The sequence below is a fragment of the Marivirga aurantiaca genome (assembly GCF_016679925.1).
GTDB lineage: Bacteria > Bacteroidota > Bacteroidia > Cytophagales > Cyclobacteriaceae > Marivirga > Marivirga aurantiaca.
Window position 1 is genome coordinate 44,005 of sequence record NZ_JAEQBW010000006.1, and the last position, 12,314, is coordinate 56,318.

A 12,314-nucleotide genomic window follows, 5' to 3' on the forward strand; every position below is an offset into this window, starting at 1 on the left:
CCACAAACGAGCCTGATTCAGTTAATTCTCTACTTATGCTACTTGTCTTTTTTTTGTGTAAAAAGCCAATTCCAGTAAGCGCTTGTGGAGACACAAGCGCAGGCGGTTGGCAGTCAGTATTCAAAGCGTTCCCAAATGATACAAGCGCAGGCTGTCCGTGTACAAAAAGAGAAGTTTTGTCATGGATTAAATTTTAAAACAAAACTCCAACTATTTATTTAGTAGGTTTGAAAATTTGATAGGTGGTGGTAATATTCAAAAGATTATGAATAATTTTACATATTATTCGTTTAGCTCTTGATAATAATAGAATTCCCGCATAACAATTAACATACATGAAGAAAAAACTCCTAATAAGTATAGCAGTAGTATTGGTCTTGATTATTTCTTTTTACACATTTAGAGGTAGTGGTACCAATGATGCAGTAGAAATAATGACCGAAGCGAAATTTGGGGAATTCGTCATTTCCATTACCACTACCGGTGAACTGGAAGCCAAAAATTCCATTAAAATTACAGGCCCCTCGGGGCTCAGAGCTGCCCGAATCTGGAATGTGAAGGTTGAGAAAATGGTAGATGAAGGGACCATTGTTAAAAAAGGCGATTTTGTAGCCTCTTTGGATGCTTCCGAGCTCTCTGATAGAATCCGGGCTACTGAAAATGAATATCAACAAAGTTTGTCAAAATATACACAAACCAAACTGGATACTGCACTTACTTTGAGACAATCCAGGGATGAACTGATCAACCTGGAATTTGCAGTAGAGGAAAAAGAACTTATTTTAGAACAATCCCAATTTGAGCCACCTGCCACTATAAAACAAGCTGAAATTGATTTGGAAAAAGGTAAAAGAGCTTTTCAACAAGCCAAGGAAAATTATCAGCTTAAGAAACAGAAAGCTGTGGCTCAAATGCAAGAAGCCGATGCGGAATTGGCAGAAGACAGGGATGAGAGGGACTTCTTACTTCAATTACGTGACAAATTTGTAATTGAAGCCCCTGAAGAAGGAATGGTTATTTACGTAAGAGAATATGATGGAACTAAAAAAGGAGAGGGTTCTAACATTGGTGCCTGGGATCCTACTGTAGCTACTTTACCTGATTTATCTAAAATGATTTCCATTACCTACGTGAATGAAGTGGATATCAGAAAAATTAATAAAGGACAACATGTGAAAATTGGTTTGGATGCTTTTCCAGATAAAAAACTCACAGGTACTGTGCTTTCCGTAGCGAATGTAGGGGAACAAAGGCCTAACTCGGATGCCAAAGTATTTGAAGTGAAAGTAGAAATTATAGAGACTGATTCTACACTAAGACCAGCCATGACCACTGCCAATGAAATCATTACTGATGTAGTGCCTAATGGTGTATTTGTTCCATTGGAAGCAGTTTATAATCAAGGGGACTCTGTATCATTTGTCTATAAAAAATCAGGATTGGAAACCATAAAACAAGAGGTGATTTTGGGCAAGGCCAATGCTAATGAAGTAATCATACAATCAGGTGTCGATTCAGGGGAGAAAATTTATTTAATAGCCCCACAAGGATTAGAGGATAAAGAATTGGAATTACTCGGAAAAGCCGACAAATGAAAGAAAGAATCCTAGCAAATTTAAATGTCGCTTTTGAGGCGGTTATCAATAATGGAATGCGCTCCTTTCTCACTGCCCTGGGAATAATATTTGGTGTAGCAGCTGTGATTTCAATGTTGGCAATAGGTAGTGGTGCCCAACAGGAAATTCTAAACCAGATAAAACTGGTTGGTGTGAATAATATTGTGATTGAACCAATAGTAGAACAAACAGAAGAAGAACTAGCCTCCCAAAGTAATCTCAAAAAAGAAAAAAAGAAATATAGCCCGGGATTGACTTTAGCTGATGCAAGAAGTATTGCTGCCATCATTCCGGGAATTGAGAGAGTAAGTCCCGAGATAGTACTGGAGACCTACGTGATCAGAAATGGTATTCGAAGGTCGGCTAAATTGGTGGGAGTTGATCCATCCTATTTTAGTTTGTCGGCTTTTGAACTTAATGAAGGGAAAATTTTTAATGAAGATCAAATCATTAAGGGTACCAGAGTATGTGTGATCGGCAAATCTGTAAGTGCTAAATTTTTCCCTGATGCCAACCCTGTAGGCAAAATGATCAAAGTAGGGCCACATTGGCTTAAGGTTATTGGCGTTTTAAAAGAGCGGCTTTATACAGAGCAGAGTCTGGAAAACCTGGGATTGCGTGATTTCAACATGGATATATACACTCCTGTGCAAACAGTACTTGTCAATTATAAGAATAGAGCAGCACTTACCCAGGCTCAACTGAAAAAAGCCAATACGAATAACGGGAATGGGGATAGTGATACTCAGCCAAAAGCGAGTGTGAATTATCATCAATTGGATAAGTTGACAGTGCAAGTAGAAAACTCAGAACAATTGACTTCTGCCGCTGAAATTATATCCCGGATGCTTAAAAGGCGTCATTATGATGTAGTGGATTTTGAAGTAACTGTTCCGGAATTACTACTAAAGCAACAACAAAAAACCAAAAACATCTTCAATGTAGTTTTAGGGGCCATTGCAGGAATCTCATTGCTTGTGGGAGGTATTGGTATTATGAATATCATGTTAGCCTCTGTGATGGAACGGATAAAGGAGATAGGCCTGCGACTTTCATTAGGGGCCAAGAAATCGGATGTTGTGTTACAGTTCCTGTTCGAAGCAGTGATGATAAGTATCAGTGGAGGAGTGATAGGTGTAATCTTAGGAATTATATTTGCCTACCTGGTATCGTCATTTGCAGAAATACCCACTATTGTAAGCGGCATTTCCATTATAATTTCATTTGGAGTGGCTGCTTCAGTAGGACTGATATTCGGTATTGCTCCGGCCAGAAAGGCAGCAAACCAAGACCCAATAACTTCTTTACGTCATGAATAAATTTTACTTTACATTATTGACTATTGCTTTTTTGCAAGTTCCTAATTTATCGATGGGGCAAAGCACTTACACTTTAGAAGAAGTGATTAGAATAGCCAAGGAGAATTCCCCTGCTTTCAAACAAGCTGAAACCAGAAAAGAGAACCGCTATTGGCAATACAGGGTGTATAAATCTAATTTTGTGCCCCAATTGAGTTTGAGCGGTGTTTTACCCGATTTTAATCGTTCAGTTACTCCGGTAACTCAAGAGGATGGATCTACAGAATTTAGATCAGTATTTATTAATAATTCAAATGTATCATTGAATTTAGAGCAGCAGGTGGGGCTTACAGGTGGAACTGTCTTTGTTAGTTCTTCTGTTAGCAGGTTTGATGACTTCAATCAGGATTTTGTTAATTATGGGGGAGATCCGCTTTCAGTGGGTTTCAGGCAACCTATATTTAGTTTCAACCCCCTAAAATGGGACCGGCAAATTGAGCCGCTAAGATATGAGGAATCCAAGCGTGAATTTGTGGAGGAGTTTGAACAAATTTCTAAAGATGTTTCCACTCTGTATTTCAATTTACTTAGTGCCCAGGTAGGTCTGGAGATTGCTGAAAAGAACCTGGGAAATAATGATACTATTTATAAAATTGCCCAGGGAAGATACCAATTAGGTAAGATTCCGGAAAATGAATTACTACAGTTGGAATTGAGCCTCATGAATTCCCGCCAAGCAGTGGCGCAATCATATTTGGATATGGAAACAAATCAATTGTATTTGAAATCTTATCTGGGATTAAAAAATACAGATGAACTTTCCCTGGAAGTTCCCAGGGAAGTTCCCAATTTCCTGATTGATCCGGATTTGGCTTTGGAAGAAGCCTTAAGAAACAGACAGGATGCCATCGCTTTCAAAAGAAGAATGTTGGAAGCCAATCGTGATGTGGACAGGGCTCGTGGAGAAACCGGGCTTAATATGGATTTGTTTGGTAGTTTTGGATTGACGAATAATGCCAACCAGTTACCTTCTATCTATCAAAACCCACAGGACCAACAAAGGATACGATTAGGATTCAGTATCCCAATTGTTGATTGGGGAAGGCAAAAATCCAGAGTAAGGACTGCTGAAGCTAACCATCAGTTAGTGCAATATACTATAGAACAAGAGAAAGTAGATTTTCAACAAGAAGTGTATACCCAGGTAAAAAGGCTTGAAATGTTGAGGGAACAGGTGAAAATCACCCAAAAGGCAGATGATATCTCCCAACGTAGGTACAATATTTCCAAAAACAGGTATTTAATAGGAAAGATTAGCATTACAGACCTTTCTATTGCGTTAACAGAGAAAGATCAGGCTAAAAGGGACTATATCAATTCATTGGGTAACTTCTGGCAAGCCTACTATAATTTAAGACAACTCACCTTGTACGATTTCAAAGAGAACAAACGTTTAATTGAATAAATGGAATTTTACCGATAACATTTACAATTTTTCCCCATGTTTGTATGATGAATATAAAAGGGGTCATATTGTTGTTCATTTTCATTTTTTCCATGTCAAATACCTGGGCACAGGTAGATTATTCAAAAAAATCCACTGGGAAAGTGAAGAAAAGGCCTGAGTTATTGCCGGAGAATGATAATGAGACGAAGCGTTTGCTCAGTATTTACACCAAGGACACCAAAAAAATATTATACGGAAACCCTTGTATGGATGCTGTTACGCAGCGATTTGGGTTTGAATACGTAGTGATGCCAAAAAACGCACCTGGCTTTTCTTCGGGTTTTCAAAAGTTTTTTCATAATCTTGGAGTTAAAACTGTGCTTTTCTTCAGAAACCCTTTGTGGGGGATTATTGCTAAAAAAGAGTCGAAGGAATGTAGGCAGAAGACAGGGGACTATGCAGGCTAGCAAATTTTAAAAAAAATGCATTGAGGTTACGAGATTGGTATTTTGAGCATAGTATGAGAAATTTCTTTGAAATTATTTATATATAAGCTAATTATTCTCGTTATTTAAGTATGTCGCTAAGCAAGAATATCGTAGTAGATTTATTAAACCATTTAATCACAGATAATAGAGATATAAGTTGGAAAATGGGTGCAGGATATCATAATGGGCGAGATATTTCAATTTATGAAATCCTTATTTATGAAATTAAGAATAACAGGACTATTGGCAAATTAGCATTTAATGGAGATACGGGTGGCTTATTAAAAATCAACATTTCAGGCTATAGACAAAAAATGGCTGACAATATTATTGATGCTATTTTAGATATCAATAACTATTTAAGGAGTTCGGTGCATAAAATTCACTCTACACAATTTAAACATCATTAGCATTTATAATTTTAACTCATTTTTCCTTTAACTCCATTTTTGTGAAAGATGGGATTCAATTGTTATTGGAAGGCCGAATGGTGAATTACTTTATGAAGATAAAATTTTCATTTTATTCTTGTAAACTGTTAAATCACTATCACTGAACAAAACAAAGCGGATAAGTTTGATGTGATTTAAAGTGGGGGCAACTGCTTTAATGGTTCCAAGCGCTACATCTGTTGCATCACCAAAGGGATAGCCAAAAGCACCTGTTGAAATTGCAGGAAAAGCTATGGATTCGATTTCCCGTTCTTCTGCTAGTTCTAAAGCATTTCGGTAGCAATCAGACAATATTCTGTCTTCAGGTTTATCCGTTCCATAAACTGGTCCAAGTACATGAATAACATATTCATTGGGTAAGTTATGTCCTCCTGTAATAACCGCTTCACCAGGTTTGATAGGAGCTAAAGGGGTACATTCTTCACTCAAGCCACGACCAGCAGCATTATGGATGGCTCCTGCAACACCACTGCCAATTTGCAATTGGGCATTGGCAGCATTTACAATGGCGGTTATACTTTCTTGCCTGGCAATATCACCTTGAACAGCTTCTATTTTAATGTTTCCCAGTTTCATAGCGGTATCTATAAATGGTTAGCTTATACTCATACTATCGGTACTAACAATAATTAGTTGCAATAAGTGGAAGTGATTTTTCTTTAAGGTAGGGGTAGATAACATTTTAAATTTCAGGTGGAAAGTGTACATGCAAGCTGCAATGGCTATAATAAACACCAATAGCCCGGAAATTAATCCGAGCCAAAGGTGTATGTTTCTGATTTTTTTTAATCAGTTAAGATTAGAATTTATAATTTAAGCTTACTGAAATATTTCTCAGATTTTGAGGAGTTACTGTTGACCAACCAGTATAATATTTCTGATTAGTTAAATTGTTTGCTTTCAGAATAATACTGTATTGATTTGCTTTATAAGATAAAGCAGCATTGAATATATCATAAGCTGGTAAAGTAAATGTACCGGTAGTTGCTCGGTTTAATGTTTTATGTTCACTGGCACTATTTCCCCCAAACCCAAAGCCAAGGCCTTGCAATACGCCACTCTGGATGGTATAGTTGGCCCAAAAGTTGATCAAGCTTTCTGGTCCGGCTTCCTCAGGGCGTAACCCCAAATAACCTCCCTCAGGATTGTCCTTTGTCACTTCGCTTTGGTTGTTGCTATAACCAGCAATTAAATTTAAGCCATTTACAGGGTTGGCTATCAGGCTTAATTCAATTCCTTTACTTTCCACTTCACCACCCTGTATGGAGTTGTTTATGTTGTTCGGGTCGGTCATTACCCTGTCTTTTACAGTAATATAGTAATAGCTGGCTGTGGCTGAGATTCTGTTGTTGAAGATATTGGTTTTTACCCCCGCTTCATATTGATTGGCATTTTCCGGATCAAAGGTTTTTAACCTGGGATTGGAACCGTCTACATCAGATACTTCAGTAGGCGCTATGTTAACAAATCCATTCATGTAATTGGCGAAAATGGAAACTTTCTCTTTTATAGGTTGATAGACAAGCCCGAATTTTGGAGAAACAGCGGTTTGACCACTTATTACATCATCACCTGAGCTTTTAGATGAAAAACGATCTACTCGCACACTAGCCATGGCCGAAAGAGAAGGAGTGAAATTGATAACATCTGATACATACGCACTCATTACTTCGTTTTCTCCACTTGAATTGCCTTCGAATGAATCTGCCAATAAACTGTTTACACCTGCACGGGTCAATAAGCCCGTGTCCTCTCCGGTTGATAAGGAAACTGTGCCATTTCCTATCCATCCTGTGCTGCCATTTAAGATATTGGATTTAAAATAATCTAAACCAATGATCATCCTGTTCCTGAATCCACCAATGCGGAAATCACCTATAAAATTTTGTTGAATGTCAGTAGTATTGGTTTCTCCATTTCTTTTAGAAATGAATCGGGTAAAATTATCCCCGTCAGTGGCATCCCATAGGTAATGATAGTAACCATTGGTTTTGGTATTGCTTCTTGATAAAACAGTTTGAGATGTCCACTTCTCATTTAATTTGTAAAATGCCTGTGCCTGCAATCCGAAGGAGGGATTTTGAATACTTAGTTCATTAGAGGTAAATGAATTTGTGTAGTTTTTTTCAAAAATATCAATACTGTTGAATGATAAAGGAGCATTTCGATTTAAGAAAATCATTGGGGCATTAGCTGATTCGCTGGAGCGCAATTCAGTATTAATGTGGAAAGTCAATCTTTCACTTGATTTAATCTTAAAAGAAGGAGCAACGAAAAATGACTTGCTAAATCCGGCATCCTGAAATGAATTTTGAGAATGGTAAGCTGCGTTTACTCTCGTAAATGTCGTTTCAGAAAGTGGAACATTCACATCAGCAGTTAATCTATTGAGCCCATTACTTCCATTAATGAAATTTACTGACCCTCCAAAAGCTTCATATGGTTTCTTGGTAGTGACGTTAATTAAACCACCGTAAGAAATCATTGGGCTGCCAAACAAAGTGCCTGACGGGCCTTTAATAACGTCTATTGATTCTACATTAGCCGGATCAAGTCCCCCATTGTTAACACTGGGCATTCCGTTTACCATGGTAGGTTGTACTGAAAAGCCCCGCATGGAGAAAAACTCTGCACCATCACCACCCCTTCCGGTAGACTCCCACAAACGTGTGATACCTGTGGCATTTTTCAGGGCATCATTAAAATTGGTGACCACCTGTTCATTTAATACCTCTCTTGTAACTGAATTGTATACCTGCGGATTTTCAAGATCCTTTAAAGGAAGTTTGGAAATAGTAAATGAGCTGTCCTCATAAAATTTATTTTTTCTTTTATCTCTTACCGTTACTTCTGATAATTGAATAGCACTCTTACTTAATTGAAAATCTACTACCAGCGTTTCATTAGCATTAATAGAAATGTTTCTTTCTTTAGTAGTCAATCCTATGTAAGAGCAAGTGAGTACATATTTCCCTTCAGGTATATTTGTTATTTCATAATTACCATCCTTGTCTGTAATATCTCCCTTAAGCGTTCCTTTTAGTGCTACGTTTACGAACTCGGTAGATAATCCATCAGATGTTTTTACTGTGCCTTTGATAGTGCCAGTCTGTGCTAGTGCTCCCCATGAAACCAGGATAAATAGAGCAGTAAAAAAAGTATGTCTTCCTTTCATTGTTTTCGTTTTTTAAATTGATGAAGCAAAACTACTATTAAGATTAATTCCAAACAATATTATTTGGAATTAATCTTAATAAATTTAACAAAGTGTTTTTGAAGGCTTTATTAATTTGCTGAAGATGAGCTGGTAGCTCAATAGGTTGTGCTATTGGTGGAGATGCTAAATGGCTAATAGACCGACTATTTTTTCAATATTTATTATGAATTGATACTTATGAAAATGTGAATAGAAATGGAAAATGTTTGCTTAAAGCAAACAGATAGAATCTGGTTCAATTTTAAGCTTCCGACATGCTCTTCCTGCGGCTAATAACAGAGATGGATTCAAATGAAGTAGAATGGTAAAGCGATAAACAGTTGATAATGAGTTGTTTAGTGAAAAAAAGATGTCAATAAAATTTAAATTGTATACCAGGAGGGTATTCTTCCTCTTGGTATACAAAAAATAGACATTGATTGATTAAATAATTAATGTCATCCGAGAAGAATAGAAAAGAGTTAAAAGGAAATTTAAAAGTAATATTTAAATTTCTGGCACACTGTGTAACAACTCGTCTGCCCAAGGCGGACGAAAGCGGGGAGGCCGACAAAAAGGCGGGGTGTGCGCGGAATTGTAGCGTGGAAGCATCTTTTTGTCTTGATTTTTTCTATCTTTTGTATCAAGACAAAAGATTAAAAGAGAAAATTAGCAACCCAACAATATTGTAAAAGTGCAAAAGTATGATCTGGAGGCCTGTTTTTACACTTTTATAGAAAAACAGGTTTAACAGCGATTAACAGCTTTAATTTCTAATAATTAATTTTAGTCGGATAACAGTATTAAATAATTAGAGTGAAGTTTTAAAAATTCACCTGCGCCTGCAGCCTTAAAAGCCCGCCCTCCTGCAAATTATCAGGTCGCTGGAAATCTTCAAATCTCCTAGAAGAAAGGGTGTAGTGCGCTACCAGTTCGAAAGCTTTTACCGGTCTCCACTCAAAACCTATCTCTAATTCGTTTACTTCATAACTTCTGGCATCCCGCTCGAATTTTTTACCTCCATCATAAGTATGATATCTTAAAAATGGATAAAGAAGCTGAGAGCCTAAAACCATTCTATAGCTTAAAGTAGCATATCCGCCATGTAGTGGGGTTTCTTCAATAGCCCCGGTTTCTTTATTGAATTCAGGTCCTCTGCCTATATTATATTCTGCCTGAATACCGAAAGGCTGAGGATACAAAACGAAGGTAGCAGCAATCCGTTGATCCAGGTAATTCAAATCATCTCTTACGGAAACACCTGGACTCAAATTACCTAAAGGCATTTGGTATTTTCCTGTATACGCTTGTATCCCCGGTTCAATAATTTGATTACCAACTTGAAAGGGATAGCTGGCACGTGCCACCACATGTAATTCATTATTTAATTCAGGCGCATTTCCTGTCTGGCCATTAAAAACTCCAAAGCCGAAAATACCATAATCTCCGGAACCTTTTAAACCCTCTCTTACCACTGTTTTGTAGAGTTCCTGAATTCTTTCAGGAGTGTAATAGAAAAATACACTTAGTTCACGCTCGTTTTTAATGGAACTGTTTATTCCATCATTTCTATCCAGAGGAAGCCGGTTCTGGCTGGATTGCATGTTTTCAAAACCAAAAGGGACTTTACTTTGACCTATACGGAATCGGAATTCTTTCTTTTTAGTAAGCCCTACCTCAAAATAAGCATCTCTTATTTGACCGAAATGTTGACCCATACCACCGCTGGCAAAGTCTGGCTGAATGTAGAAGTAAACATAATCTCCCAGGTTACCTGAGAATTTCAAACGAACCCGCCTCAGGGAGATTCCCCCGCCTTCTCCCCAACTGGAATCACATTGCCTGCATTCAAGATCAGGATTTGTTTCTAAAAGCCTGTTATAGCGGGCTTGTACATATCCGCCTATGGAAATGTTATCGTACCATTTGGTATGAGAAGCCGGGTAAGGTAGTGTGTCGGTTTTTTGATTTTGGCTGTAAACTGTGTTTGCTATTAATAAAACTGCAATTGAGAGTAAGATTCTTTTCACCAGGCTTCTTCTTAAGAGAACAATTCGTTTAAAACTTTGCAAAAATAAACGAATAATGAGTGTTATCTTAATGTTAAATGTTAACTCTATGTTAACATTTCCTGAATGTTACCTGAAAAAATATAGGGTTAATATACTATTCCTGGTAAAAAATTAATTGCTTAATGTAGTATCTGTTCCGCTGCCCCTGTATTTTATCTGTAAGCCCATCATGAAATTTCTTAAATACTGATCAAGACATGGACGGTACTGACTTTGTTTAGGATTGCGGAGAAAACCTCCTAATTCCTGCGTACTTACACTTTTGTTGCTCAACTTAAAAATATGCTGCATATCCTCAGACTTTAGGTCGAATGCAATTTTAAGCTTCTTTAAAATCATATTGTTATCTAAATGTCGCTCAGGCTTTGGCTGATCACCTTCTCTTTTGCCTCTTTTCTCATTGATCAAACCGTTGAGGAAGATAGCCAGCTGCATATCGGAAAGCTCTTTATATTCGGGATCATCCTCTTTTTTTAACCAGTCAGAGAGTAATGAACGTGTTATTCTCTGATCAGCCTGTTCGAACACAGCAATCATTTGTTCATCGCTATAGTCTAGAATATAACGGAGGCGTTTGATGATTTCATTATTAGTCATAGTAAGTATCTTCAAAGTGGGTTAACGTATAGTGCTTTAGAAATGTCGATTAGTTAAGCATTTGATTGCTTCCTTCTCCAATCTGAGAAGGAAATCGTCTTAACTTAACGACATTGAGAGCATTGTTGTAAAGGTAATTTATTTTAATGAATAGCTTGAATAATTAAGCCTGACGCTTATTTTCTTCTTCATGGGTTTTGGTAGAGTCTGCCACCATTTCATTAATCTCGGCCACTTCCTTATCTGTTAAATAGCGCCACTGGCCTAATGGCACATCAAGAGAAATATTCATGATGCGGACCCGCCTTAAGCTGATTACATGATAATCCAGGTGTTCGCACATCCTGCGAATTTGCCTGTTCAAGCCCTGGGTCAATATAATTTTAAACTTAAATTTACTGATTTGCTCTACTTCACATTTACGGGTGATGGTATCTAAAATCGGCACGCCATTTCTCATCATTTCCAAAAAATCAGCTGTGATGAGTTTGTTGACAGTCACTATATACTCCTTTTCATGATGATTTCTGGCTCGTAAAATTTTATTCACGATATCACCATCATTGGTCAGGAAAATAAGTCCCTCACTAGGTTTGTCAAGCCTTCCGATTGGAAAGATGCGGGAAGGATAGTTAATGTAATCAATAATATTGTCTTTTTCCACTCGGGTATCAGTGGTGCAAACAATTCCGATAGGTTTATTAAAAGCGATGTAAACCGGCTTTTCAGTGGGTTCACTGATTAATTTGCCATCTACACGCACTTCATCACTTGGGCCAATCTTGGTACCCATTTCAGGAACTACACCATTAATAGTTACTCGCCCGGCATCTATTAGTTTATCGGCAGCCCTGCGTGAACAGTAGCCTGCTTCACTTAAATATTTATTGATTCTGGTTAGTTGCTCTTCGCTCATTGATTGTAATATTGGTAGAAGCTATCTCACGAATATTCTTAATAATTGTATTCATTCATTTTTATTAAGACAAAATTACGGAATTCCAGACGATTAACCTGAATCAGCTGCACAATCAATTTAATTAATCTTTAATTACCTTCCGTGTTTTGCGACTCACAGAAAACTTTTCTCCAAGTTCTGTGGCTCATAGAACTTACTAAACAATCTCTGAGCCTACCAGGCGTCTGAC

Annotated in this window: 10 protein-coding genes; 5 read left to right on the forward strand and 5 right to left on the reverse strand. The window is 37.4% G+C overall.

Going from position 1 to position 12,314, the window contains the following annotated elements:
* Nucleotides 1-335: 335 nt before the first annotated feature.
* The 5 genes from JKA74_RS13425 (at nt 336) to JKA74_RS13445 (ending at nt 5,259) form a co-directional block, all read left to right on the forward strand.
* The gene (locus JKA74_RS13425) at nt 336-1,595 is read left to right on the forward strand and encodes an efflux RND transporter periplasmic adaptor subunit (protein ID WP_201431722.1); all 1,260 of its coding nucleotides are present in this window, start codon (nt 336-338) and stop codon (nt 1,593-1,595) included.
* Nucleotides 1,592-2,935 (forward strand): ABC transporter permease, encoded by a 1,344-nt coding sequence (locus tag JKA74_RS13430; RefSeq protein WP_201431723.1) that lies wholly within the window; start codon nt 1,592-1,594, stop codon nt 2,933-2,935. The genes JKA74_RS13425 and JKA74_RS13430 overlap by 4 nt, the downstream gene beginning before the upstream one ends.
* On the forward strand, nt 2,928-4,379 hold the full coding sequence (locus tag JKA74_RS13435; RefSeq protein ID WP_201431724.1) for a TolC family protein: 1,452 nt from the start codon (nt 2,928-2,930) through the stop codon (nt 4,377-4,379). The genes JKA74_RS13430 and JKA74_RS13435 overlap by 8 nt, the downstream gene beginning before the upstream one ends.
* A 44-nt stretch (nt 4,380-4,423) precedes the next feature.
* Nucleotides 4,424-4,828 carry a hypothetical protein gene (locus tag JKA74_RS13440; protein WP_201431725.1) on the forward strand — a complete coding sequence of 135 codons (405 nt, stop codon included), beginning with the start codon at nt 4,424-4,426 and terminating at the stop codon, nt 4,826-4,828.
* Nucleotides 4,829-4,938: 110 nt separating this feature from the next.
* The gene (locus JKA74_RS13445; RefSeq protein ID WP_201431726.1) at nt 4,939-5,259 is read left to right on the forward strand and encodes a hypothetical protein; all 321 of its coding nucleotides are present in this window, start codon (nt 4,939-4,941) and stop codon (nt 5,257-5,259) included.
* A 90-nt stretch (nt 5,260-5,349) separates the two neighbouring features.
* Here the strand turns inward: JKA74_RS13445 and JKA74_RS13450 are convergent, their stop codons facing one another.
* The 5 genes from JKA74_RS13450 to rluF form a co-directional block, all read right to left on the reverse strand.
* Entirely contained in the window at nt 5,350-5,877 is a 528-nt protein-coding gene (locus JKA74_RS13450; RefSeq protein WP_201431727.1) for a macro domain-containing protein, read from the reverse strand.
* 223 nt (nt 5,878-6,100) lie between these two features.
* The gene (locus JKA74_RS13455) at nt 6,101-8,476 is read right to left on the reverse strand and encodes a TonB-dependent receptor (protein ID WP_201431728.1); all 2,376 of its coding nucleotides are present in this window, start codon (nt 8,474-8,476) and stop codon (nt 6,101-6,103) included.
* Between the two features lie 845 nt (nt 8,477-9,321).
* Complete coding sequence (locus JKA74_RS13460; protein WP_317193600.1) at nt 9,322-10,527, reverse strand: porin; 1,206 nt, start codon at nt 10,525-10,527, stop codon at nt 9,322-9,324.
* 153 nt (nt 10,528-10,680) lie between these two features.
* A complete protein-coding gene (locus JKA74_RS13465; RefSeq protein WP_201431729.1) occupies nt 10,681-11,166 on the reverse strand; it encodes a YehS family protein in 486 nt (161 codons plus the stop codon).
* 163 nt (nt 11,167-11,329) lie between these two features.
* Nucleotides 11,330-12,082, reverse strand: coding sequence for a 23S rRNA pseudouridine(2604) synthase RluF (gene rluF, locus JKA74_RS13470; RefSeq protein ID WP_201431730.1), 753 nt, complete (start codon nt 12,080-12,082; stop codon nt 11,330-11,332).
* Between the last annotated feature and the right edge of the window lie 232 nt (nt 12,083-12,314).

Excerpts from the sequence above, each read along its gene's own strand:
- JKA74_RS13425 (WP_201431722.1), top strand. The coding sequence starts at position 336 with ATGAAGAAAAAACTCCTAATAAGTATAGCAGTAGTATTGGTCTTGATT.
- JKA74_RS13430 (WP_201431723.1), top strand. The coding sequence starts at position 1,592 with ATGAAAGAAAGAATCCTAGCAAATTTAAATGTCGCTTTTGAGGCGGTT.
- JKA74_RS13435 (WP_201431724.1), top strand. The coding sequence starts at position 2,928 with ATGAATAAATTTTACTTTACATTATTGACTATTGCTTTTTTGCAAGTT.
- JKA74_RS13440 (WP_201431725.1), top strand. The coding sequence starts at position 4,424 with ATGATGAATATAAAAGGGGTCATATTGTTGTTCATTTTCATTTTTTCC.
- JKA74_RS13445 (WP_201431726.1), top strand. The coding sequence starts at position 4,939 with ATGTCGCTAAGCAAGAATATCGTAGTAGATTTATTAAACCATTTAATC.
- JKA74_RS13450 (WP_201431727.1), bottom strand. The coding sequence starts at position 5,877 with ATGAAACTGGGAAACATTAAAATAGAAGCTGTTCAAGGTGATATTGCC.
- JKA74_RS13455 (WP_201431728.1), bottom strand. The coding sequence starts at position 8,476 with ATGAAAGGAAGACATACTTTTTTTACTGCTCTATTTATCCTGGTTTCA.
- JKA74_RS13465 (WP_201431729.1), bottom strand. The coding sequence starts at position 11,166 with ATGACTAATAATGAAATCATCAAACGCCTCCGTTATATTCTAGACTAT.
- rluF (WP_201431730.1), bottom strand. The coding sequence starts at position 12,082 with ATGAGCGAAGAGCAACTAACCAGAATCAATAAATATTTAAGTGAAGCA.